Consider the following 23752-nt stretch of genomic DNA (forward strand, 5'->3'; position numbering starts at 1 on the left):
TCAGGGGCGCGGGGCGGGGTCGCCGGGCCGGGGGAACACCGTGCCGTCGAAGATCTTGCGGGCGGTGCGGACGACGGCCGTGCGGCGCGCCGAGAACCTGCCGTCGACGCTGTGGGTCACCTGGGCCTCGATGTCGAGGAAGCCGGTGGGGTGTTCGATGCGCAAGCGGTCACCGGTGGGCGGCAGTCGGGCGATCCCCTCTCCGACTCCGCCCTCGACGCGCAGCCCCGCGGCCACGCTCGCGGCGCCGAGCACACCGATGGAGGTGTGGCAGCGGGCCGGGATGAAGGTGCGGGTGGCGACCGCGCCGCCGTACCGGGGTGGGGCGAGCAGGCAGAGTTTGGGCACGGTGGTGTGCTCGACGTCGCCGAGCCCCATCAGTGGCCCCGCCGCCCGTCTGATCTCGCGCAGCCGGTCGGCCAGGGCGGCATCGCTCTCCAGGTCCCCGGGCGCCTCGTCGCCGGTGACGCCGAGGACGGCGGCGGGGATCAGCACGGTGGGCATGCCGTTGTCCACGCAGGTCACCTCCGTGGCGGCGACGACGTCCCGGGTGTTGCCGGTGGGCAGCAGCGGGCGGCCGCCCGGCGGGAACTCGATCACCACCGGCGCGGCGGTCCCCGGCACCCCGGAGATCTCCGCGTCCCCGGTGACCGCGATGCGGCCGCCGGGGGTGGGGAAGGTGACGACGGCGAGGTCACCGGTGTTGATCATGCGGACGCGGACGGAGGTCTCCGGCTCGCCGACGGTCACCAGTCGGCGTTCGACGGCGAACGGGCCGACCCCGGCGAGCAGGTTGCCGCAGTTCTGACGGTCACTCACCTCGCCCTTCTCGACGCCGACTTGGAGGAACAGATAGTCGACGTCGGCTTCGGGGTCGGCCGAGGCGGACACCACGGCCACCTTGCTGGTCAGGGGGTGGGCCCCGCCCAGGCCGTCGATCTGGCGCGGGTCCGGGCTGCCCATGACGCGCAGCAGCAGCTCGTCGCGGTCAGCCGCGCCGTCGGGCAGGTCCCCTGCGAGGAAGTAGGCGCCCTTGGAGGTGCCGCCGCGCATCAGCATGCAGCGGATCCCCTCGGGCCACCCGGTCACCGCCGGGTCCTTCCGCCGACGCTCACCGGGTACGGCCTCACGACTCGGCACGCTCGCTCTCGTACTCCTCGTACTCCTCGTACGACTGGTAGGTCACCCCGAGGCGTACGAGCGTCTCGCGCAACCCGTAGCGGTCCAGGCCCAGTTGGCCGTCGAGGAAGGCGGCGCGGGAGGCGGCCTCCTTCTGTTCGCGGGCCGCGGACGCCTCGGCCGTCCGGCGGGCCCGCGACCGGGGGACGACGACCACGCCGTCGTCGTCGGCGAGGATCACGTCGCCGGGGTGGACGGGCCGGCCTCCGACGACCACCGGCACGTTGACGGAGCCTCCGGTGGCCTTGACCGTGCCCTGTGCGCTGACGGCGGCGGCCCAGACGGGAAAGCCCATCGCGCGGAGTTCGGCGGTGTCCCGGACCCCGGCGTCGATGACCAGGCCGCGTACGCCGCGCCGCCGGAGGGCGGTGGCGAAGAGCTCGCCGAACATGCCGTCGGTGGAGGGCGAGGTGGTGGTGACGACGAGGATGTCGCCCTCGCCGCACTGCTCGACCGCCGCGTGGATCATGAGGTTGTCGCCGGGCCAGGAGAGGACCGTGACGGCGGTGCCGACGACGCGGGTGTCCCGCTGGATCGGGCGTAGGTGGGTGCCGAGCAGACCTGTGCGGCCCATCGCCTCGTGGACGGTGGCGACGCCGTACCGGCCGATCGCCTCGACATCCTCGGCGTCCGCCTTCGGCGGGTTGGTGACGATCACCCCGCCCATCAGTCCAACACCTCCGTGACCTGCGGGTAGGGACGCATGTACGCCTCGGCCATGGTCCTGTGCGCGAGGCCCAGGTTGGGGCCCGCGTTGCGCTTGAGCTGGACTCCCCTGCGTACGGCGAGGTCGGTGTAGTAGTCCCACAGGTGCTGCTGGGCGCCCAGGCACTCCATGGCCTTGCGCTTGGTCTCCCAGACCTCGGTGATGTCGAGGAGGACCTCCGGCTTGAACCCGCACATCTCGGGCTGGTGCGGCTCGAAGAAGAACACCGGCGGGGCACCGATGATCTCACCCTCGGCGGGGTAGCCGATGGCCTGGGCGAGGACCCGGGCGTCCAGGGCCATGCGGGCGGCGGCCGGATGGTCGCCGTTGTAGGGGTCCTCGAGCGGATGGGTGAGGACGACGTCCGGCTGGGCCGCGCGGTAGACGGTGACCAGCCGGTCGGTGAGTTCCGGGGTGCCGGTCAGCGGATAGTCGCCGGCGTCGAAGAAGACGATGGCTGCGCCGAGGGTCGCGGCGGCCTTCTCGGCCTCCTCCCGGCGGATCGCCTTGATCTCGTCGAGCGTCCTGCCCTCGCGCCAGGCCTTGGCGGACTCGCCGCGCTCACCGAAGGTGAGGCAGGCGATGGTGACCCGCTCCCCGCGCGAGGCCGCCAGGGCTATGGCGCCACCGGCCCTCCAGACGAAGTCCCCCGCGTGCGCGGTGACGACGAGGGTCGATCGGGGTGGGGCGGGGGCGGGGGCCGTGCCGTCGGTCATCTGATGGGTCTCCTCGGTGGACGGACCGGACAGGCCGGTCAGGCCTGTGGTGCCACCCCGGAGCGCTCAGGAGGCGACGCGCTCTTCGCGCAGCGCGGTGATCACGCTCGTGAGGTGGGCGCGGACGGCCTCCTCGGCCGCCCGCGGGTCCCTCGCCGTGATCGTCTCGATCATGGCCAGGTGTTCACCCAGGGAGTGCTGGGGCCGTCCCGGCCGCAGCGCGAGCTGGAAGCGGTGGCGCACCAGCTGGGCGTTGAGCCGTTCCAGCAGCTCCACCGCCACCCGCTGACCGGAGATCTCCCGGATGCGGGCGTGCAGACGCTGGTTCAGCTCGGAGTACGTCACCGGCTCGCCGTCGGCCACGGCCTTGGTCATCGCCGTGCCGATGTCGGCCAGTTCGGCGAGTTCGTCGTCGGTGGCCACGGTGGCCGCCCTCGCCGCGCACAGCCCTTCCAGCACCATGCGGCACTCGCTGATGGCGACCGCTTCCTCCACGGTCACCACCCGCACCCGCGAGCCGCGGTTGCGGATCCGCTCGACCAGCCCTTCGGCCTCCAGATCGATCAGTGCCGCGCGGATGCTGGCCCGTGTCACACCGAACTGCTCGGCGAGTTCGTTCTCCACCAGCCGTTGGGCCGGCGCCATCTCGCCGTGCAGGATCGCCTGCCGCAGCTTCGCCAGCGCGAGCTGTTTGGCCTGCTCCCCGGTGCCCGGACGGGCTTCCTCCTGCATGCGCGCCCTCCCTGAGTGAGTGCCTGTCGAACGTAAATCTAGGTCAACAAGATTGTCAACAATTTTGTTCTCACAGAGTCCTCCGGCGACCGGGCGGCCATGCGCACGCTCAGCGGGGCGGCACGAGCATGCTGAGCGCGTTCGCCGCGACGACCGCTCCGATCGCCGCCCACTCGACCCCGCCCAGCTCCTGCCCGAGCATGAGCCAGCCCGCCAGTGCGGCCAGGACGGGATTGACGCTCATGAAGAGCCCGAACACCTGGGCGGGCACACGGCGCAGGGTGAACACGTCCGCGAGGTACGGCACGGCCGAGGCGAGGACCCCGGCGGCCACCGCGTAACCGAGGGCCCCGACGGTGGGCGGGTTCCGCACGACCACGACGGCACCGACGGGCAGGAAGGCGAGGGCGGACAGGCCCGCTGCCGCCGCGGAGCCCTGCACGCCGGGGATACGACGGCCGACGGTGCGGTTGAGGAGGATGTACGACGCCCAGCAGACGGCGGCCAGGAGGCCGAGGCCCATGCCGAGGTGGTCGGCGGAGGGCCGCGGTCGCATCAGGGTGACCACGCCCAGACCGGCGATCAGCGCACAGCACGCGTCGATCCGGCGGCGCGAGCCGGCCAGGGCGACGGCGAGCGGGCCGAGGAACTCCAGGGTCACCGCGAGCCCCAGGCCGATGCGGTCGATGGCCGTGTACAGCGACAGGTTCATCGTCCCGAACACCAGCGCCAGCAGCACCACCGGCCACCACTGCCGCGCGGTGAAGGACCTCAGCCGTGGCCGGCCGACGGTCACGAGGACGACCGCGGCGACGTACTGCCGGATCGCGACCACCCCGGCGGGCCCGAGCACCGGGAAGGCCAGCGACCCGAGGGCGGCCCCGACCTGGTTGGACACGCCGCAGCCGACCATGGTGAGGACACCGGCCAGTCGCGAGCCACCCCACTCGGGAGGAGAGCCGGGAGCGGGAGCCGGAGCCGTGGCGGCAGGCACGGGGAGCGAACCGGAGGGGGCGGGCGCGGGGCCGGCGGCGGAGCGGGCGGCGGTGTCCATGAGCAGATCGTGCGCCCGGCCATGACTTGCGCAAAATGCATCCGCTCCGCGATCTATACGCTGGAGTCATGCATGGGGACGATGAGACGGCACCGTTCGTCGGGAAGGTGGAGCTGCGGCAGCTGCGCTGTCTCGTGGCGATCGTCGACGAGGGCACCTTCACCGACGCGGCCCTCGCGCTCGACGTCTCCCAGGCGGCGGTCTCCCGCACCCTGGCCTCACTCGAACGGGCCCTCGGCGTACGGCTGTTGCGGCGGACCTCACGCGAGGTGACGCCCACCCCTACCGGACTGCGGGTGGTCTCGCACGCGCGGCGGGTGCTCGGCGAGGTCGACGACCTGGTCCGGGAGGCGACCTCGGGCCAGGTGCGGCTGCGGATCGGGTACGCCTGGTCGGCGCTCGGCCGGCACACCCTGACGTTCCAGCGTCGCTGGGGTGCCGCGCACCCCGGGACGGACCTGCAGTTCGTCCGGGCCAACTCCCCCACGGCCGGGCTGGCGGAGGGCTCGTGCGACCTCGCGGTGGTCCGGCGGGCGGTCGACGACCGCCGGTTCGACTCGGCGATCGTGGGGCTGGAGCGGCGGCTGTGCGCGATGGCGAGCGACGATCCGCTGGCCCGCCGCCGCTCGGTACGGCTCGCCGATCTGAGCGGGTACACCCTGCTGGTCGACCGCCGCACCGGAACGACCACCACCGACCTGTGGCCGCCCGGTTCCCGTCCCGCGACGGAGCGCACGCACGACGTCGACGAATGGCTGACCACGATCGCGACGGGCCGCGCCGTCGGGGTGACCGCGGAGTCCACCGCCAACCAGTACCGGCGGCCCGGCGTCGTCTACCGGCCGGTGCGCGACGCCGAGCCGATCGCCGTCCGGCTGGCCTGGTGGCGCGACGACCCGCATCCCGCCACCCCGGCCGCCATCGAACTGCTCACCGCGCTCTACCGCACCGGCTGAGCCCCCGCCCTCGGGGTCAGCCGCAGCACGGTGCCCTCACCGTTGGCGGACAGCAGGAGGGCCCCGTCCGGGGCGGCCGCGAGGCCCGCGAAACGCCGTGCCGTCCCGGGCATGACGTCCGCGAACAGCGCCGGTTCTGTCCGCGGGACGACGCCCGGGGGCGGACCCACCGGCAGATCCTCCACGTCGATCCGCCGCGCCCCGGTGGTGAGGGAGACCGCGCTCAGCCTGCGGGGCCCGGTCTCCACCACGAAGAGGTCGTCGCCGAGGACCACCAGCCCCTGGGGTGCGCCCAGCCCGTCCAGGACGACACTGGTGCTGCCGTGCGCCTCGATCCGCAGGACGGTGCCGAGCCGCTCCTCGCTCACATAGAGGTGGCCCTCCGCGTCGAAGGCCACGTCCGTGGGCCGGTCCAGGCCCTCGGCGAGCACGGTCACGGTGTCCTCGCCCTCGCCCTCGCCGTCACCGACGGCCACGACCCGGCCCGCGCCCGTCTCGGCGACCACGAGCGCACCGTCCGGTCCGACGGCGATGCCGATGGGCCGCTTCAGCCCCCGTGCCCGCGGCCGGAGCTCCCCGCTCGCGGGGTCGTAGGTCTGCACGTCGCCGAACTGCGAGGTGTGGTGCAGCAGTCCGCCGTCGGCGGTGACGCCGTGGACGAAGTGCAGCAGACGGTGGGTCGTCACTCCGCCGGGCCCGGTCGTCGGGCCCGCGCCGAGCGGCTCGCCCTCGTCGGTCGCCGCCGGGCTCGCCAGCCGGTAGTGGTCGGCGGCGTAGACCGTGCCGCCGAGGTCGACGGTCACGCCGTAGGGGCCGTCGAGACCGCGGCGCACGATCTCGCGGGTGCGGCCGTCGGGGTGCATCTCCGTGACGCCGCCGCTGGCGTAGCTGGAGACGAACATGCGGTTCTCGGCGTCGAACGCCGCGTTGTCGAGGCCCTTCAGCCCGCTGGCGACGAGCGTGCGCGTACCGCCGCCGTGCAGGTCGACGCGGGTGACGATGCCCTCGACACCCCGGGAGAGGACGTGCAGGACACCGCCCCGGTCGAAACGGACCGCGACCGGCTCGTGGACGTCCTCGGCGACCACCTCGGGCGTCCCGCCGTCCGGCGGGATCCGCCAGACCTGACCGGTGATCATGTGCGGGTAGTACAGGTGCCCGTCCGGGCCGAGCTGCATCGCGTTGCCGAGGGCCAGGCCCTCGGTGAGCACGACCGGGTCGCCGCCGTCCGGGAACAGCTCCAGCAGCCGGCCATGGGGCTTCATCTCGTTGACGAAGAGCCGGTCGCCGACACAGGTGATGCCGTTGGGGTTGGTGACGTCGTCGGAGACGAGGCGGTACTGCCCCGCCGGGCTCCGGCGCCACACCCGGCCCGGCACCAGGTCGGCTATGTACATCGAGCCGTCGGCGCCGAAGGCGAGATCGTCCGGCGACTGCACGGGACCGTCCATCGGGACGACGACGTCGACGTCCCCGGTCGCCGGGTCGACGGCGCTGATCTGGCCCGCGAGGAACTGCGCGACGTACAGCCGCCCGTCGGGGCCGAAGGCGACGCCGTTGGAACCCCACAGCGGGTTGGGCGGGTTGAGCCGCCGCGTCTCCCAACGAGCGCTGGTGGTACGGAGATCGCCGCTCTCGTCGTACCGGTTGGGCCGCCCGGCCATGGCCTCTTCCAGGGTCGTCATGTCTCCTCCCGCCCGGCTCACTCGGCGCCGACGAGGACGTCGTCGATGCCGCCGTCCGCACGCCATCGCCGGAGCAGGTCGTGGAAGGCGACCGGTCCGTCGCCGTAGGACTCGCTGCGCTGCCTGGGCCGGCCCTCGTTGTTGTAGTAGCCGGGGGTGCACTCCGCCTGGAACCTGTACAGGTCGGCGGCCTTCTCGCGGATGGTGGCGACCCAGGCGTCCTGGGCCTCGGCGCTCGGCTCGACGTACCGGGCACGGCGCCTGCGGGCCTCGGCGACGACCTCGCCGACGTGGATCGACTGCTGGTCGAGGATGTGGACGTAGTTGACGGCGCTGGCGTTCTGCAGGGGGCCGAGCTGGAAGAGGTTGGGGAAGCCGTGGCTGTAGAAGCCGTGGAGGGTCTTCGGGCCGGCCGTCATCCAGGTCTCCAGCAGGCCGACGCCGTCCCGGCCGTAGGCCGGGAGGCGGCCGGAGAGCAGCCCCGAGACACCGACCTCGAAGCCGGTGGCGAAGATGACGCAGTCCACCTCGTACTCGACCCCGCCGACCACCACGGCCTTCTCGGTGATCCGCTCGACGCCATGGGTGTCGGCCGTGTCGACGAGGGTGACGTTGGGCCGGTTGAAGGTCTGGAGGTAGTGGTCGCTGAAGGTGGGCCGCTTGCACATGTAGCGGTACCAGGGCTTCAGCTTCTCGGCGGTCTCCGGGTCCTCGACGATCGCCGCCACACGGTCGCGCAGCTCGTTCATCTTCTGGAAGTCGGCGATCTCGTAGGCCCGTTCACGCTCGTTCTCCGGGACGTCCGCGTACGCGTCCGTCGGGATCAGCTTCTCCTGGAGGCGGGCACTGCTGGTCCAGGCGTCGTTCACCAGGTCCTCGCCGGCCCGGACCCCGGTGACGGTCTTCAGGAAGTTGTCCATCCGCTCGGCCTGCCAGCCGGGGGTGAGGGTCTTGGCCCACTCCGGGTCGGTGGGCCCGTTGCCGCGCACGTCGACCGTCGAGGGGGTGCGCTGGAAGACGTAGACGTGGGCCGCGTCGGCCCCCAGGTGGGGGACGACCTGGATGGCGGTGGCGCCGGTGCCGATCACGGCCACGCGCTTGTCGGCGAGCCCGGTGAGACCGCCGCCCGCGTCGCCCCCGGTGTAGTCGTAGTCCCAGCGACTGGTGTGGAAGGTGTGGCCCTTGAAGGTCTCGATGCCGGGGATGCCCGGGAGTTTGGGCTGGCTGAGCGTGCCGCTGGAGACGACCACGTACCGGGCGCGCATGCGGTCGCCCCGGTCGGTGGCGACGATCCACTCCAACTCGGTCTCGTCCCAGCGCAGTTCGGTGGCGACCGTCCGGAAGGCGGCGTCCCGGTAGAGGTCGAAGTGACGGCCGATCGCCCGGGTGTGCTGCCGGATCTCCTCGCCCGGCGCGTACTTCCACTTCGGGACGTAGCCCAGTTCTTCGAGCAGGGGCAGATAGATGTACGACTCGATGTCGCAGTGGATGCCGGGGTAGCGGTTCCAGTACCAGGTGCCGCCGAAGTCGCCGCCCTTCTCGATCACCCGGATCGACTCGACGCCCGCCTGGCGCAGCCGGGCCCCGGCGAGCAGCCCGCCGAAGCCGCCGCCGACGACGACCGCCTCGACCCGGTCGGTCAGCGGCTCGCGGGTGAACTCCCCGTCGGCGTAGGGGTCGTCGTCGTAGTACTCGAACTCGCCGGCGATCGACTGGTACTGCCTGCCGCCGTCCGGGCGGATCCGGCGTTCGCGCTCCGCGCGGTAGCGGGCGCGGAGGGCCTCCGGGTCGAAACCCAGCTCCTCCGGGTCGAGGGACGGGGGGCGGGACGGCGTGTGGGGGGTGGACATCGGTGTCCTCTCTTCGGTCCTTGGACCTCTGCTGTTGTGGGGGGGTGCCGTGGAGCCCGGACGGCCGGGGCGTCAGTCCGGTCGGTGGTGCCGCAGCCAGGCGGCCTGGCCGCCGTCGACGAGCAGGTCCGTTCCGGTGATGTAACGCGCTTCGGGGCCGATGAGGAATGCCACGGCATCGGCTGTCTCCGCCGGGGTGCCGGTGCGGCCCGCGCCGCTCGCCTCCAGCATGTGCAGCATGCGCGCGCCGCTCGGGCCCTCGGCCTCCGCCTTCGCCATGGCGGTGGCGACGACCCCCGGGCTGACGCTGTTGATCCGGGCGCCGCGCCGGCTCCAGGCGAGCGCGGCGGCCTCGACGCGCAGCTGGTTGGCCCGCTTGGACACGATGTACGCCCGCGTCGCGCTGTCCCCGACGGCTTTCACGCCACCGATACCGAGGAGTTCACCCGCCGGGGCCGTCGCGAGGGCGGCCTCGTCCTCGCGGCCGAGGTCGGCGACATGGCCGGCCATGCTGGAGACGCAGACCATGGCCGTCCCCGGCCCCGCCACGCCCTCGAAGGCGTCGATGACATGGACGGTGCCGAGCAGGTTGACCTTCAGGACCGTCTCGGCGGCCCCCTGGACGGCGGAGACTCCGGCGGTGTGCACGACGGCGGCCACCCGGCCCTCACCGGCGGCCTCCGCCGCGAGCTCGTCGACGGACCCGCGATCGGACACGTCGGTCGGGACGCCCCGCACCGCGTATCCCTCATCACTCAACATGCCGGCCACACGGTCGAGTTGACCGCGCGAGGCGTCGGCGAGCAAGACCGTGCGCCCGCTGCCGATCCGGCGCGCTATCGCCACGCCCATGCCACCTGCGCCGGTGACGACGACCACGTCACGCGACGGGCCGGACTGCTGTTCCACCATGGTCGACCTCCTCCGATGCCGCCGACCTCGTCGGCGTGAGCGACTCGCGCCATCCGGCGCCGGACGCGATGGCCTGCCGCCACCGCCTGATCGCCTTGGGCGGCATGCCGACCGCGAGCGCGCCGGTGACGCGGTCGTCGGTGCGGTAGACGGCGACGAAGCGACGTTCGGCCGGATCCCCGTCGACGACCGCCACCTCGTCGTGGCCGCGCAGCCAGCCGTAGGCCTGCACCTTCATGTCGTACTGGTCGGACCAGAAGTACGGCACCGGGGCGAACGCCTTGCGGGCGTCCGGATCGGCGGCGAGCAGATTGCGGGCGACCGCCATGCCCTGCTCGGCGGCGTTCGTCCGGTGCTCCACGCGCATCGAGGTGCCGAACAACGGGTTGTACCAACGGGCCACGTCACCGGCCGCGTACACGTTCCGCGCGGCCTCGCAGTACTCGTCGCACAGCACGCCGTCGCCGACACCCAGGCCGCTGTCCGCCAGCCACTCGGTGTTGGGCAGCGAGCCGATGGCGACCAGCACCTCGTCGGCCTCGATCACCTCGCCGTCCGCGAGCCGCACCCCGCCCCCGGTCGCCTCGGTGACGGTGACGCCGGTGCGCAGGTTCACCCCGTGGTCGAGGTGGGCCCGGGACAGCACCGCGCCGACCTGCCCGCCGACGGCGTGCGCCAGCGGCACCGGCGCCGGTTCGAGCAGGGTGACCTCGGCACCGAGCCGCCAGGCGACCGCGGCCGCCTCCGCGCCGAGGAACCCGGCGCCGACCACCACCAGCCGGGTCCCCGGCGTCAGCCGGTCCCGCAGCGTCAGCGCGTCGTCCAGGGTGCGCAGCACGTGCGCGCCCTCACCGGGCAGCCGGCGCGGCCGCACACCGGTGGCGAGGATGAGTCCGTCGTACGGCACGGCGTCACCGTCGGCGAGCCGTACCCGGCGTTCTGTCAGGTCGAGGCCGGTCGCGGCGGTCCCCAGACGGAGGTCCAGGTCGAGGCCGTCGAGGTGGTCCGGGGTGCGCAGGGTGAGCCGGTCGGTGTCCCACTCCGCCGAGAGGAGCTGCTTGGACAGCGGGGGCCGGTCGTACGGGGCGTGGGGTTCGTCGCCGACGAGGGTGAGCGTGCCGTCGTAGCCCTCGCGGCGCAGTGTCTCGGCCGCCGCCAGTCCGGCGGCCGAGGCACCCACGACCAGGATCCGCCTCACCGCTCCACCAGTCGGATCGCGGCGGCCGGGCAGATCGCGATGGCCTCCCGCACACCGTCCATGAGGTCGTCGGCGGGGTGCTCCACCAGCAGGATCGCGACGCCGTCGTCGTCGCGCTGGTCGAACACCTCGGGGGAGGCCATCACACACTGGCCGGAGGCCACGCACTTGGGTTCGTCGAGTTCCACACGCATGGGTTGCTCCTCGGTTCTCGTGCCTTGGCACTTGTGGGGGGGAGGGTCGGAGGTGGGGCGTCGGGGGTTGGCAACTGCTTGCCCAGGGCGCGTTCAACCTCGGGGTCGCGTACGCCGGGGACCTGGGTGCACCTCCCCCGCCCTTGAGGCAGTGGGGGCGCGCTCAAGACCGTTCGGGCGCGTGCGGCTGAGTCAGGGCCAGGCTCACTCCTGCTCAGTCCTCAGAACGGTCACCAGGCGACCGGCAGGCACTTCACGCCGTAGGTGGTGCCGGTGTGGTTGAAGGCCAGCTGGTCGAGGGGGGCGGCCGGGCGGAGGGTGGGGACGCGACGGTAGAGCGTGCCGTAGACGACCTGGAGTTCGAGGCGCGCGAGGTTCTGGCCGAGGCACTGGTGGGGGCCGTAGCCGAACGCGTTGTGCTGACGGGCGGGGCGGCTCAGGTCCAGCCGCTCGGCCTCCGGGAAGGCGGTCCCGTCCCAGTTGGCCGTCTGGAGGTCGAAGATGAGGCCGTCGCCCTTGCGGATGACCTGGCCGCCGATCTCGATGTCGTCCTTGGCGACCCGGCGCAGGCCCGAGTGCACGATGGAGAGGTAGCGCAGCAGTTCGTCCACGGCGCCCGCGACGACCTTCGGGTCATCGGTGTCGCGCAGCACGGCCAGTTGGTCGGGGTGCTCGAACAGCGCGAGCGTGCCGAGGCTGATCATCGTGGCGGTGGTCTCGTGCCCGGCGATCAACATGGCGACGCCCATGCTGACGGCCTCCTCGTGGGTCATCTCCCCGGCCTTGACCTTGGTGCCCATCTCCGACAGCACGTCGTCACCCGGCTGTTCGAGCTTCGTGCGGAACAGGGTGTCCAGATAGCCGGCGAGGGCGCGGCTGGACCCCTGCGCCTCCTCCGCGGTGAGGGAGCTGTCGAGGACGCGGTTGCTGTTCTCCTGGAAGAAGTGGTGGTCCTCGTAGGGCACGCCGAGCAGTTCGGCGATGACGAGCGAGGGCACCGGCAGGGCCAGCGCGGTGAGCAAGTCGGCCGGGTTGGGGCCGGCCAGCATGCCGTCGATCAGGTCGTCGACGATCTTCTGCACCGCCGGGCGCATGGACTCGATCCGCTTCACCAGGAACGGCGCGTTGACCGAGCGGCGCAGCCGGGTGTGCTCGGGGGCGTCGGTGTTGGTGATCAGTTTCGGGGTGTGCGGGGCGATGGCCGCGCGGTGGGCGTTGACGTGGGGGAAGGCGGGCTCGTGGTCGTCGTTGCTGACGCGCGGGTCGGTGAGCAGGGTGCGCTGGTCGGCGTGACGGGTGATCAGCCAGGGGGTGGTGCCGTTCCAGATCCGCACCTGGGTGATCGGCTGGTCGCCCCGGAGTTCGGCGGCGGCCGGGGGCGGGGCGAGCGGGCAGCCCGTCGCCCTCGGCATGGGGTACTCGGGAGCCTGTCCGCCGGTGTCGGGGGCGGCGTCGGTCAGGGTGTCGGCCATGGTCTCTCCTCGGTGGTGGGGGCTCCGGTGGGGAGCGCCGGGGGGATGCTTCGAGGCCTCGATGAACACATGCAAACAGAACGGTCTGACGGCTCCCGGCCAGTTGCCTGACAAGAGGCTGACGTGACCTGGATCACTTCTGGGCTGAGGGTGGTGGCGGGGGTCGCGTCGCCGGCGTGGGCCGGGGTGGGTTTTTGGCCGACCAACGGGATCTCTCTTGCGGCCAGTTGACGATCGCTGGCGCGTCCGGGGTGGGGCCACCGCGGAGACGGGAAAGGGCGGCACCGGAGGGGTCCGGTGCCGCCCTTTCGGGGGCGCGGCGGGTGTCAGCCGCTGCCGCGTGGCCGCGACGGTTTGCTTCTCTGCGTGTGCGCGGGACTGTGGACGCGGGGCTACGGGCGCGGTGGTCCGCTCAGCGGTCCTCCGAGGAGACGCCGAGCCAGTAGCCGAAGCCGCGGCGGGTGTGGATGAGTGGCGGGGCCTCACGGTCCACCTTGCGGCGCAGGCGGGAGACGAGTTGCTCGATGGCGTTGTCGCCGTGGAAGTCGCCCCAGACGTAGCGGCCGATCTGCTCCTTCGACAGCACCTTGTGCGCGTTGACGAGGAGGTAGCGCAGGAGGCGGTACTCCGCCGGGGTGAGGTTCAACGCCCGGCCCGCGCGCAGCGCCTGGCAGGCGGGGTCGTCCAGGACCAGGTCGCGGTAGGACAGTTCGCCGTCCCGGCGGACGGGCTTTCGGCCGCGGAGCAGGACCTGGGCGCGGGCCAGGACCTCGGCGATGCGGAAGGGTTTGGTGACGTAGTCCTGTTCCCCGAGGCCGACTTCCGGGAGGAGTTCGCCGAGGGAGTCGTACCGGGTCAGGAACAGGACGGGTGGGCGGTGGGTCAGCGGGCGGCGCTCCCGGCCGAGACCCTCCAGGTCCGGCAGCGCGAGGTCGAGCACGACCAGGTCGAACCGCTGCTCGGTGAGCCGGGCGACGGCCTCCGTGCCCGACTCCGCCGTGTGGATCCGGTATCCCGCCAACTCCATGGTGGTGGAGAGCAGTTCCGCGACGTCCGGGGCGTCGACGACGATCAGGACGTGCTGGCCCGCACCCCTGGGGAGCGACGGTTTCTCACTGGCACTGCCGTACATGGTTAAGGCCATTCGTGTCGGCTCTTCCTTGCGGGGCGGGTGGGCTCGGGTGGCTGCGCACGGCGGCGCGGTCCCTGCGGACCGGGGCCGCGTCGGCGGCCTGGACGTGGACCGTGGACAGCACCCTACTACTCTCGTTGCTTGACTCAAGTAAGTCACCTGTGCTTGCCTCAATCAAGCAAGACGACGAGCAGCCGGGTGATCCGTCCGGCGACCCGCCCACCCCAGGGAAGAGGGACATTCCATGAGCATCGACGGTCTCGACGGCCGCAGCGTCGTCGTCACGGGAGCCGGGTCCGGCATCGGCCGGGCCGCGGCCCTGAAGTTCGCCGCGGCGGGTGCGAAGGTGCTGGTGGCCGACATCTCCGGGAAGGCCGCCGAGGAGACCGTGGAGGCGATCGCGGCGGCCGGCGGCACCGCGGTCGCGGTCGTCGGCGATCTCAGTGACCAGGCGGTCGTGGACGAGGTCGTGGCGCGTGCCGTGGAGACCTTCGGCGGGCTGGACGTGCTGGTGAACAACGCCGGGATCATGGACCGGATGTCCGCCCTCGCCGATGTCGACGACAGCGAGTGGGAGCGGGTCATCCGGGTCAATCTGACCGCGCCGTTCCTGCTCACCCGGGCCGCGCTGCCGCACATGCTGAAGGCGGAGCGCGGCGCGATCGTCTTCACCGCGTCCGAGGCGGGGCTGCGCGGCAGCGCGGCCGGGGCCGCCTACACCGCGTCGAAGCACGGTGTCGTCGGCCTGGTGAAGAGCCTGTCGGTGATGTACCGCAAGCAGGGGATCCGGGCCAACGCGATAGCGCCCGGCCCCACGATGACCAACATCCAGGTCGACGCCGACCAGCAGGCGCACGGTCCGGCGGTCATCGGCGGCCTCATCGGCGCCACCATCGGCCGGCTCGGCACAGCCGAGGAACAGGCCGACGCGATCGTCTTCCTCGCCTCCGACGCGGCCGCCTTCGTCAACGGCGCGGTGCTGCCGGTCGACGACGCCTGGGCCGCCGTCTGACCGACCGCGTCCCGGGCCCTGGACCCACCCCGGCCCCGACCCGCGTCGCCTCCCCCGCGCACGCCCACTCGAGCGGCGTGTTCCCGCTCCCCGCAGAAAGCGAGTCACCCCATGGCGACGATGAAGTGCGTACGGACCGCCGGTGTCGGCAAGGTCGAGGTCGTCGACGTCGAGCGTCCCGTACCCGGCCCCGCGGACGTGCTCGTACGCGTCCGTGCCTGCGGCATCTGCGGCACCGACGTCACCTTCCTCCACATGGGAGGCGTGCCGTCCCGCGCCCACCTGGGCGGCGAGATGATCCCGGTGGCGCTCGGACACGAACCGGCCGGTGAGATCGTCGAGGTCGGTGCCGAGGTCATCGGTCTCGCGGTCGGGGACCGGGTGGTGGTCAACCCGCAGGACGCCCCCACCGGCATCATCGGCTGCGGTGGCGCGTACGGCGGGATGAGCGAGTACCTGCTGATCGAGAACGCCGAGGTCGGCAAGGGTGTGGCGGTGTTCCCGGACTTCGTGCCCTTCGACGTGGCCTCCCTCAACGAGCCCATGGCCGTGGCCCGGCACTGCGTCAACCGCTCGGAGGCCGGACCCGACGACAGGGTCGTGGTCTTCGGGGCCGGGCCCATCGGCCTCGGCGCGGCGATCTGGCTGAAACTGCGCGGGGTGAAGCACGTGGTCGTGGCCGACGTCATCCCCTCCCGGCTGGAGAAGGCACTGGCCGTGGGCGCGGACGCCGTCGTCGACTCGGCGCGGGAGGATGTCGCCGCGCGGCTGACCGAGTTGCACGGGCAGGCCGCCAACGCGCTCGGGCAGCCCCGGCCCGGCACCGACATCTACATCGACGCGGCGGGGGCGCCGGCCGTGTTCAACACCGTGGTGGGCTCCGCCAAGTGGGGCGCGAAGCTGGTCATGGTCGCCGTGCAGAAGAAGGGGTCGGAGATCGACCTCGGCGGCATGCTCCGCAGCGAGCTGACCCTGATCGCCTCCCAGGGCTACCCCACCGAGATCTTCGAGGTCACCCCCGAGATCGTCGAGCACCACGAGCGCTTCGCCAAGCTGATCAGCCACCGGGTGCCCGCCGCCGACGTCGACCGGGCCTTCGAGCTGGCGCTGACGCCGGGGGCGGCGGAGAAGGTGATCGTGACGTTCGACGAGTAGAGCCCGAGGGTCCCAAGTGACGGGGGCCTGCCGCCGGTTGTCGCCGGGTGGCAGGCCCCCGTCCCTGTGTCCGGGTCCTGCGGACGGCCAACTCGGTCCGGAATGAGGCCACTTGCGCGGTACGCGCATGGAGGATGCTACGAATCTGAGGATTCACTGAGCATTCTGGGTGCCCGCTACGTAGACGAGTACGCGCTTGACCCGTGCCGGATGTCCCTCCGGTGCCGGAGTTGTCCTTGAGAGGCCTGATGAGACGCAACACGCGAAAGAGATCGAACACAGCCCGCCGAGCGGTGGGCGCGGCAGCCGCGGTGGCCATCGGTGCCGGCGGACTGGTGGCGGTCAACATCTACGCCTCGGCCGGCGAGAGCGGCTCGAAGGGCTCCGCCCAGAACCAGGTGCTCGCGGCCGGAACGTCCACCATCGACTGCCCCGACGTGGGCCAGAAGCTGACGTCGGTGCCGGCCCAGGCCAAGGCTCAGGTCGACAGGGAGCTGGCCCTGCTCGACAAGCAGATCTCCGAGGCGTACCAGCGCCTCTCCACCTCGCAGCGGGCGATTCAGCAGGACCCGGGCTTCGCGCAGAACGCGATCGTGGGTCCGCTGAAGGACAAGCGGAAGGCGACGATCGACCGGATCGCCACCGCCATCGGCCGGGTGGCGGCCAAGCCGCAGGGTCTCGACGCGCTCGCGGCCTGCACGCTGCGCCCCACCGGCAACCAGCCCGCCCCTGCTCCGAGCGCCGGCAACAACCAGGGTGGCGGCAACCAGGGCGGCAACAACACCAATGCCGGAGTGGCCGGCAACGGTCCCGTCGCCGCCGACTTCGTGGACATCACCAAGGTGCGGCCCAACGTGCGCACACCGGCCAGGTCGGCGCAGGCGTCGAAGGGCACCTTCGTCACCAAGTGCGGCGTCAACGCCAACAAGCTGTACAACAGCGACAACGTCATCGTCGCGCCCGGTGTCACCAACGGCGCCCACCACATGCACGACTACGTCGGCAACCAGGACAACGACGCCTTCTCCAGCGACCAGGACCTCGCCAAGGCGGGGACCAGCTGCCGGAACAAGGGTGACAGGTCGTCGTACTTCTGGCCGGTGCTGCGGCTCCAGGACGGCACCAAGGAGTTCGACGCCGCCCAGCAGGGCGGCGGCGCCGAGGGCAACACGGGCCGGATCCTGACGGCGAAGCAGGCCACCCTGAACTTCGTGGGCAGCCCCCGCGGCAAGGTGGTGGCGATGCCCAGGCTGCTGCGCATCATCACCGGTGACGCCAAGGCGTTCGTCAACGGCCCCGGCAACGCCAACGCCTCCTGGAGCTGCACCGGCTTCGAGAACAAGGTGCAGTTGAAGGACAAGTACCCGCTCTGCCCCGCGGGCAGCGACGTGGTGCGCACCTTCAAGTTCCAGAGCTGCTGGGACGGCAAGAACATCGACAGCGCCAACCACCGTACGCACGTGGCCTTCGCCGACGCGAACGGCAACTGCGCGGCCGGGTTCAAGGCCATCCCGCAGCTGGTGCAGCGGCTGGTGTACGACGTGGACGCGCCCAGCGTGAAGGACAACGGCAAGACCCGTCCGTTCTACTCGCTGGACAGCTTCCCCGAGCAGCAGCACAAGCCGGTCACCGACCACGGCGACTTCATCAACGTCTTCGACCAGAAGCTGATGAACAAGGCGGTCCAGTGCATCAACACCGGGCGTAAGTGCAGCTGAGTCCGGGCAGCGGGTGGGGGGTGTCGTCCTGACGGCACCCCCCACTTCTACGTGTTGTTCAGATACGCCAGCACGGCGAGCACCCTGCGGTGTCCGCTGTCGCCGGTCGGCAGGCCGAGTTTCAGGAAGACGTTGCCGATGTGCTTGCTGACGGCTCGTTCGGTGACGACCAGGGTCCGGGCGATGCCGGCGTTGTCGTGGCCCTCGGCCATCAGGGCCAGCACCTCGCGTTCGCGCGGGGTGAGCGAGTCGAGCGGTGAGTCCTTGCGGCGGGTGAGCAGTTCGGTCACCACCTCCGGGTCGAGCGCGGTACCGCCGGCCGCGACCCGGTCGAGGGCGTCCAGGAACTCGTCCACCCGGCCGACCCGGTCCTTGAGCAGATAGCCGACCCCGCCCGCTCCCCCGCCCAGCAGTTCGGCGGCGTACGACTCCTCCACGTACTGCGAGAGGACCAGCACCGGCAGGCCGGGGAGGCGCCGACGGCCCTCCAGCGCCGCGCGCAGGCCCTCGTCGCGGAACCCGGGCGGCATCCGGACGTCCAGGACGGCGACGTCCGGGCGGTGCTCCAGCAGGGCGGGGAGGACCTCGGGACCACTGCCCGCGACCGCGACGACCTCGTGTCCGGCCGACGTCAGCAGCAGGACCAGACCCTCTCTGAGCAGGGCGTTGTCCTCGGCGATCACCACACGCACGGCCGTACCGCCTCAGTCGTCGACCGCCGTGTGCGCGAGGTCCCCGGTTCGGTCGTTGATTCCCTTTCGCTCACCATACGCAGGGCAGCTCCACCTCGATCACGGTGGGCCCGCCGACCGGGCTGGTCACCGTCATGTGCCCGTCGAGTGCGGCGATCCGTCGCCGCATCCCGAGGAGCCCGGATCCGCCGGTCGTGGACGGCGTGGCGGCCGGGCCGGACGCCTCCGCGCCGCCCCGACCGTCGTCCCGCACCCGGACGGCCACGCCCCGGGCCGTGCGGGTGAGGTGGACCTCGGCGTGGTCGCAGCCGCTGTGCTTGGCGGCGTTGGTGAGGGCTTCGGCGACGACGAAGTACGCGGCGGCCTCCACCGCGGCGGGCGGGCGCGGACCGTCGCTGTCCTCCAACCCGCTCACGTCGACGGCCACTTCGATGCCGCCGGCGGCGGCCAGGGCCCGTACGGCGCCGGCCAGGCCCCGGTCGGTGAGGATAGGTGGGTGGATGCCGCGGACGACGTGGCGGAGTTCGGTCAGCGCGGCCTCGGCCTGCTCCTGGGCGTCGAGCAGCAGCCCGCGTGCGGACTCCGGGTCGCTGTCGTACGCGCGCCGGGCGAGCCCGATCCGCAGGGAGAGCGAGACGAGGCGGGCCTGGGCGCCGTCGTGCAGGTCGCGTTCGATACGACGCAGTTCGGCACCGTGGGCGGCGATCGCGTCGGCGCGGGTCACCGTCAGTTCCTCCACCCGTTCGGCGAGCCGGGCTCCGGGAGACGGCTTGAGGAGGGCTTCGGACCAGTGGGCGTCGAGGTCGGCGAGACGGCTGATCAGCGGCAGGACGAGGGCGTCGCGGCGCAGCAGTCCGCACCGCGTTCCGTCGACGACCAGGCCCAGCGGCCACAGCGGCACGGCGAGGAGGAAGAGGGCGCCGTAGACGTAGTACGCGAGCATCCAGCGGGCGTCGGTGCGGGTGCCGGGGTCACGGACGGCGATCCGCAGGCGTTCGCGCAGGGTGCCCTCGATGGGCTGGTAGGCCTCGGGGACGGCCCGGCCGGTCCAGGCGGCCACCTGGTGGCGTTTCGCGCCGGCGATGCGGCGGATAAGGATCACGGTCTCGGGCAGCATCCAGGCGCCCACCACGGCGAGGGTGGCGACGGCGGTGATCAGCAACACCGTGATGAAGAGGTACATGCCGAACGCCATCGCGGCGGCGACGACCAACTGGAGCGTGGCCCGCCAGGCCTGCCGCACCGTTGCACTCATGCGGGCCACATTAGGCGACCTGGCGAGGCGGGAGCGGTGAGGGGGCTGAGGGACGTGAGGGGTGGGCGTGGGACGGACACGGCGCCGGCGGTGCGACGTGGGCCCGGCGCGCGGTGAGGCGGAAAGACACGGACGCGGTCCGGGGCGACCGGGTACGGGCCGGAGCGACGTGGGACGCACACAGCGCCGGGGGTACCACGTGGGCCCGGCGCGCGGTGAGGCGGAAAGACACGGGCGCGGTCTGGGGCGACCGGGTACGGGCCGGAGCGACGTGGGGCGAGGCGGCGTCCGGTAGGGGCGAGGCGACGGGGAGGAGCATGGCGGGCACGGCAAGCGCGGGCGGGGGGGGAGGCGGGCCCGGTGCAAGGGGCCCGGTGCAGGGGCTCCGTCGCGCTCCGCTTCCCACGCCCCCGCTCCCCCACGCACCGCACCGCACCACCCTCCGCGCCCCCATGCCAGCCCGCCGAGAGCGCACGCCTCGTGGGCGGCACCCCTAGGTCGCGGCCCCGGACAGCGGCAGCCGGACCGTGAAGGTCGTCGTGCCCGGCCGGCTGGTCAGGGTGATGGTGCCGCCGTGGGCGCGGACCAGGGAATGGGCCACGGCGAGGCCCAGGCCGCTGCCGCCCCGGTCGCGGCTGCGGGCCTTGTCGACCCGGTAGAAGCGGTCGAAGACGCGCTCCTGATCGTCGGCCGGGATACCGGGCCCCGAGTCGGTGATCCGTACCTCGGCCGCGCCGGACTCCTCGGCGACCTCCAGGGAGACCTTCGTACCGGGCGGGGTGTGCACGGCGGCGTTGGTGAGGAGGTTGTCGAGGACCTGGCGGAGGCGAAGGGGGTCCAGACGCAGCCGGACCGGGGCGGAGCCGGTCTCCACGGTCAGCGGACGGTCGGGGTGACCGGCCCGGAAGCCGTCCGTCGCCTGTCGCGCCAGCTCCACCAGGTCGGTCTCCTCCAGCCGCAGCGGAATCTCCACGTCGGCGGCGTCCAGGCGGGCCAGCATCAGCAGGTCGTCCAGGAGGACGCCCATCCGGGCCGCCTCGGCGCGCAGCCGGGCCAGGTGCTTGTCGCGTTCCTCGGGGCTGTGGGCGGCGGCGTACTGGAAGAGGTCGGCGTAGCCGCGTACCGACATCAGCGGGGTGCGCAGTTCGTGGGAGGCGTCGGCGACGAAGCGCCGCAGGCGCTGCTCCGCCTCGGTGCGGACGGCGAACGCGTCGTCGATGTGCTCCAGCATGGTGTTGAAGGCGGTGCGCAGTTCCTCGACCTCGGGGCCGCCGTCGCGGTTGTCGTGGCGCACCGGCAGCCGCGCCGAGTCCGTCAGGTCGTGCGAGGTGATGCCGCGGGCGGTGTGCGCCATGTCGCTCAGCGGTTTCAGGCCGCGCCGCAGCATGGCCCGGCCGAAGACGACGAGCGCCATCAGGGCGAGGACGAAGGTGACGACCTGCACCTTGATCAGCCGGCCCACGGTGTCCTCGATGTCGTCCATGGGAGCGGCGCTGACCAGGACCACGCCGGGCTCGACCTCGCAGGCCCGCAGCCGGTACTGGCCCTGGCCCTTGAGGTGCTCGGTGCTGGTGACCTCCGTGCCTTCGACGGTCAGCGCCTTGGCCACGAGGGTGAAGTCGTCGATGTCCTTGGGCAGGTCGCCGGGGTCCTCGGGCTTGCGGAGCACCGGTGTGCCGCCCGAGGTGTCGTACACGGCGTAGTACCAGCGGTAGTACTTCTTCCCCTGGAGGGTGCCGTAGTCCGCGATGCTCTTGGACTGGGCGATCTGCGCGATCTTGAGTTGTTCGGTGAGCTGCGCGGAGAGATAGTCACGCATGTACATGGTCAGCGCGCTGCCGACGACGGCGAACACGACGAGCGCCACGGCTCCGAGGCCGAGGGCCAGCCTGGTGCCGAGGCGCATGCCGCGATAGCCCTGCTTGAGGCGGGCGATCACTCGGTGGCCTGCCGCAGCACGTAGCCGAAGCCGCGGACGGTGTGGATGAGCGGTTCGCCGGTGTCGTCGAGCTTGCGGCGCAGCCGGCTGACGACCAGCTCGACGACGTTGGAGCGGCCGCCGAAGCCGTACTCCCAGACGTGGTCGAGGATCTGCGCCTTGGTGAGGACGGTCGGGGACTTGCGCATGAGATAGCGCAGGACCTCGTACTCGGTGGGCGTGAGGGTGAGCAGTTTGTCGCCGCGGCGGACCTCGCGGGTGTCCTCGTCCATCGACAGGTCGGCGACCTGGAGCACGGACCGCTGGAAGGCCGGCCCGGCACTGCGGCGCAGCACGGTGCGCAGGCGGGCCATCAGCTCCTCCACGGCGAACGGTTTGACCAGGTAGTCGTCGCCGCCCCGGGTGAGGCCGGCGACCCGGTCGGCGACGCCGTCGCGGGCGGTCAGGAACACCACGGGCACCATCGTGCCGGACCGGCGGAGCCGGTCGAGCACGCCGAAGCCGTCCACGCCGGGCAGCATCAGGTCCAGGACCACGATGTCGGGGCGGAACTCGGCCGCCTGCCGCAGCGCCTCCTCACCGGAGTGGGCCGTGACGGCGTCCCAGCCCTCATAGCGGGCGACGGTCGCCACCAGGTCCGCGATCGGCGGGTCGTCGTCCACCACGAGCAGTCGCACTTTTTCCACGTGCTCATACTGCGCCACCGATCGCCGTGCGCCATAGCCGCTCACCGCCTCGCGGCCCGATCGATAAATACTTGAAAGTTGTCCGACAGCAAAACGACAGCGGTCACCGGAGAAGCTCGTATCCCCACTCGATCAAGGAGCACTCCACGTGACCACCGTCCAACAACCCCCCGCGGCGGTCAGCCGCTCGGGAGCGCGTCCCAAAGTGGTCGCCCGCACCGGTCTCTACGCGGTGCTGGCGGCGAACGTCGCCGTGGTGACCTTCTTCTTCGTGCAGGCGGGCTTCGCCTCGAACGCCCTGATCGTGCTGGGCCGCCTGACCGGTCTGTACGGCGCGCTGCTGATGGCGTTCCAGCTGGTGCTGGTGGCCCGGCTGCCGTGGTTCGACCGGCGCATCGGCATGGACCGGCTGACCTCGTGGCACCGCTGGACCGGTTTCTCCGTGCTGTGGCTGCTGGTCGCGCACGGAGTGTTCATCACCTTCGGCTACGCCCAGTCCTCGGACCTGGACCCGCTCAGTCAGCTGGTGGACCTCGCCGAGACCGTCGAGGGTGTGCTGCGCTCGATCGTCGCGCTCGGCATCATCGTCGTGATCGGCGTGGTCTCGGCCCGCTTCGCCCGCCGCAGGCTGGCCTACGAGACCTGGCACTTCATCCACCTGTACACCTACGTCGCCGTGGTGCTGGCGTTCACGCACCAGGTCGCGGCGGGGACGTCGTTCGCCTCGTCGAAGACCGCGACGGCGTACTGGTACGGGCTGTGGGGCGTGGCTCTGGCCTCCGTGTTCATGGGCCGGCTGGTGCTCCCGCTGTGGCGCAACTGGCGCCACCAGCTGCGTGTCACCGCGGTCGTCCCCGAGGCCGACAACGTCGTCTCGATCTACATGAGCGGCCGTGACCTGGACCGGATGCCCGCGCGGGCCGGCCAGTTCTTCCTGTGGCGGTTCCTGACCCGGGACCGCTGGTGGCAGGCCAACCCGTTCTCGCTGTCGGCCGCGCCCGACGGCACCCAGCTGCGGCTGACCGCGAAAGCGGCCGGCGCGGGTTCGGCCGCCCTGCGCCACGTCAAGGTCGGTACCCGGGTGTTCGCCGAGGGCCCGTACGGCGCCTTCACCGCGATGCACCGCACCCGGCCCGAGTCCGTGCTCGTCGCCGGTGGCGTCGGTGTCACCCCGATCCGGGCCCTGCTGGAGGAGATCGAGGGGCACGCGGTGGTCATCTACCGGGTCGCCACGAAGCAGGACGCGGTCCTCTACGACGAGCTGCGGCAGCTCGCCTTCGACAAGGGCGCCGAGCTGCACCTGGTCTCCGGCCCCGTCAGCCCCGACCTGCTGGCTCCGCGCGAACTGCTCCGCATGGTGCCGGACATCGCCGACCGGGACGTGTTCCTGTGCGGGCCGCCGCCGATGATGAACGCGGTCCTCGGCAGCCTGCGCGAGCTGGACGTGCCCAAGCCGCAGATCCACTTCGAACGCTTCAGCCTGGCCGGATGACGGACACGAGGACAGCA

The 23752-nt window shown here is 72.0% G+C and carries 21 protein-coding genes; 5 read left to right on the forward strand and 16 right to left on the reverse strand.

Going from position 1 to position 23752, the window contains the following annotated elements; translation table 11 throughout:
• From RM704_RS09835 to RM704_RS09855, 5 genes are all read right to left on the reverse strand, one after another.
• Window positions 1–1089, reverse strand: a complete 1089-nt coding sequence (locus RM704_RS09835) for a 4-oxalomesaconate tautomerase (protein ID WP_033528416.1) — start codon at window positions 1087–1089, stop codon at window positions 1–3.
• Between the two features lie 37 nt (window positions 1090–1126).
• The gene (locus RM704_RS09840; RefSeq protein ID WP_033528415.1) at window positions 1127–1846 is read right to left on the reverse strand and encodes a 4-carboxy-4-hydroxy-2-oxoadipate aldolase/oxaloacetate decarboxylase; all 720 of its coding nucleotides are present in this window, start codon (window positions 1844–1846) and stop codon (window positions 1127–1129) included.
• The gene (locus RM704_RS09845) at window positions 1846–2601 is read right to left on the reverse strand and encodes a PIG-L deacetylase family protein (RefSeq protein WP_033528414.1); all 756 of its coding nucleotides are present in this window, start codon (window positions 2599–2601) and stop codon (window positions 1846–1848) included. The genes RM704_RS09840 and RM704_RS09845 overlap by 1 nt, the downstream gene beginning before the upstream one ends.
• A gap of 66 nt (window positions 2602–2667) precedes the next feature.
• Window positions 2668–3333 (reverse strand): GntR family transcriptional regulator, encoded by a 666-nt coding sequence (locus tag RM704_RS09850; protein ID WP_033528413.1) that lies wholly within the window; start codon window positions 3331–3333, stop codon window positions 2668–2670.
• A 109-nt stretch (window positions 3334–3442) separates the two neighbouring features.
• The gene (locus tag RM704_RS09855) at window positions 3443–4387 is read right to left on the reverse strand and encodes an EamA family transporter (RefSeq protein ID WP_078937201.1); all 945 of its coding nucleotides are present in this window, start codon (window positions 4385–4387) and stop codon (window positions 3443–3445) included.
• A gap of 68 nt (window positions 4388–4455) precedes the next feature.
• Here RM704_RS09855 and RM704_RS09860 point away from each other — a divergent pair, with 68 nt between their 5' ends.
• Window positions 4456–5343 (forward strand): LysR family transcriptional regulator, encoded by an 888-nt coding sequence (locus tag RM704_RS09860; protein ID WP_052146136.1) that lies wholly within the window; start codon window positions 4456–4458, stop codon window positions 5341–5343.
• On the opposite strand, the gene RM704_RS09865 is transcribed toward RM704_RS09860, so the two are convergent.
• The 7 genes from RM704_RS09865 to RM704_RS09895 all read right to left on the reverse strand — a co-directional run bounded on the left by RM704_RS09865 (window position 5328) and on the right by RM704_RS09895 (window position 13786).
• A complete protein-coding gene (locus tag RM704_RS09865; RefSeq protein WP_033528412.1) occupies window positions 5328–7028 on the reverse strand; it encodes an NHL repeat protein in 1701 nt (566 codons plus the stop codon). The two genes, RM704_RS09860 and RM704_RS09865, sit on opposite strands and share 16 nt — an antisense overlap.
• A 17-nt stretch (window positions 7029–7045) precedes the next feature.
• Window positions 7046–8878, reverse strand: a complete 1833-nt coding sequence (locus RM704_RS09870; RefSeq protein ID WP_033528411.1) for a flavin-containing monooxygenase — start codon at window positions 8876–8878, stop codon at window positions 7046–7048.
• Between the two features lie 72 nt (window positions 8879–8950).
• A complete protein-coding gene (locus tag RM704_RS09875) occupies window positions 8951–9790 on the reverse strand; it encodes an SDR family oxidoreductase (RefSeq protein WP_033528410.1) in 840 nt (279 codons plus the stop codon).
• Complete coding sequence (locus tag RM704_RS09880; protein ID WP_192829697.1) at window positions 9759–10988, reverse strand: NAD(P)/FAD-dependent oxidoreductase; 1230 nt, start codon at window positions 10986–10988, stop codon at window positions 9759–9761. The genes RM704_RS09875 and RM704_RS09880 overlap by 32 nt, the downstream gene beginning before the upstream one ends.
• Window positions 10985–11182 carry a ferredoxin gene (locus tag RM704_RS09885; protein ID WP_033528409.1) on the reverse strand — a complete coding sequence of 66 codons (198 nt, stop codon included), beginning with the start codon at window positions 11180–11182 and terminating at the stop codon, window positions 10985–10987. Before RM704_RS09885 ends, RM704_RS09880 begins: the two co-directional genes overlap by 4 nt.
• 230 nt (window positions 11183–11412) lie before the next feature.
• On the reverse strand, window positions 11413–12654 hold the full coding sequence (locus tag RM704_RS09890) for a cytochrome P450 (RefSeq protein WP_033528408.1): 1242 nt from the start codon (window positions 12652–12654) through the stop codon (window positions 11413–11415).
• Window positions 12655–13066: 412 nt separating this feature from the next.
• Window positions 13067–13786: a response regulator transcription factor gene (locus RM704_RS09895; RefSeq protein ID WP_033528407.1), complete on the reverse strand. Its 720-nt coding sequence runs from the start codon at window positions 13784–13786 to the stop codon at window positions 13067–13069.
• A gap of 244 nt (window positions 13787–14030) precedes the next feature.
• Here RM704_RS09895 and RM704_RS09900 point away from each other — a divergent pair, with 244 nt between their 5' ends.
• From RM704_RS09900 to RM704_RS09910, 3 genes are all read left to right on the forward strand, one after another.
• Window positions 14031–14798, forward strand: a complete 768-nt coding sequence (locus tag RM704_RS09900) for an SDR family NAD(P)-dependent oxidoreductase (protein WP_033528406.1) — start codon at window positions 14031–14033, stop codon at window positions 14796–14798.
• Between the two features lie 111 nt (window positions 14799–14909).
• Window positions 14910–15953, forward strand: coding sequence for a zinc-dependent alcohol dehydrogenase (locus tag RM704_RS09905; protein ID WP_033528405.1), 1044 nt, complete (start codon window positions 14910–14912; stop codon window positions 15951–15953).
• Between the two features lie 248 nt (window positions 15954–16201).
• Entirely contained in the window at window positions 16202–17671 is a 1470-nt protein-coding gene (locus tag RM704_RS09910) for a DUF1996 domain-containing protein (RefSeq protein ID WP_033528404.1), read from the forward strand.
• A gap of 47 nt (window positions 17672–17718) precedes the next feature.
• Here the strand turns inward: RM704_RS09910 and RM704_RS09915 are convergent, their stop codons facing one another.
• The 4 genes from RM704_RS09915 to RM704_RS09930 all read right to left on the reverse strand — a co-directional run bounded on the left by RM704_RS09915 (window position 17719) and on the right by RM704_RS09930 (window position 22243).
• Window positions 17719–18363, reverse strand: coding sequence for a response regulator transcription factor (locus RM704_RS09915; protein ID WP_033528403.1), 645 nt, complete (start codon window positions 18361–18363; stop codon window positions 17719–17721).
• A gap of 70 nt (window positions 18364–18433) precedes the next feature.
• Complete coding sequence (locus tag RM704_RS09920; RefSeq protein WP_033528402.1) at window positions 18434–19618, reverse strand: sensor histidine kinase; 1185 nt, start codon at window positions 19616–19618, stop codon at window positions 18434–18436.
• A 493-nt stretch (window positions 19619–20111) separates the two neighbouring features.
• Entirely contained in the window at window positions 20112–21557 is a 1446-nt protein-coding gene (locus RM704_RS09925) for a sensor histidine kinase (protein ID WP_033532447.1), read from the reverse strand.
• Window positions 21554–22243, reverse strand: coding sequence for a response regulator transcription factor (locus RM704_RS09930; protein WP_078937572.1), 690 nt, complete (start codon window positions 22241–22243; stop codon window positions 21554–21556). Before RM704_RS09930 ends, RM704_RS09925 begins: the two co-directional genes overlap by 4 nt.
• A gap of 148 nt (window positions 22244–22391) precedes the next feature.
• Between RM704_RS09930 and RM704_RS09935 the strand changes: the two genes are divergently transcribed.
• Window positions 22392–23735 carry a ferredoxin reductase family protein gene (locus RM704_RS09935; protein ID WP_192829881.1) on the forward strand — a complete coding sequence of 448 codons (1344 nt, stop codon included), beginning with the start codon at window positions 22392–22394 and terminating at the stop codon, window positions 23733–23735.
• Window positions 23736–23752 lie beyond the last annotated feature (17 nt).

It is taken from the genome of Streptomyces gottesmaniae (assembly GCF_031845845.1).
In the GTDB taxonomy this organism is placed as follows: domain Bacteria; phylum Actinomycetota; class Actinomycetes; order Streptomycetales; family Streptomycetaceae; genus Streptomyces; species Streptomyces akebiae.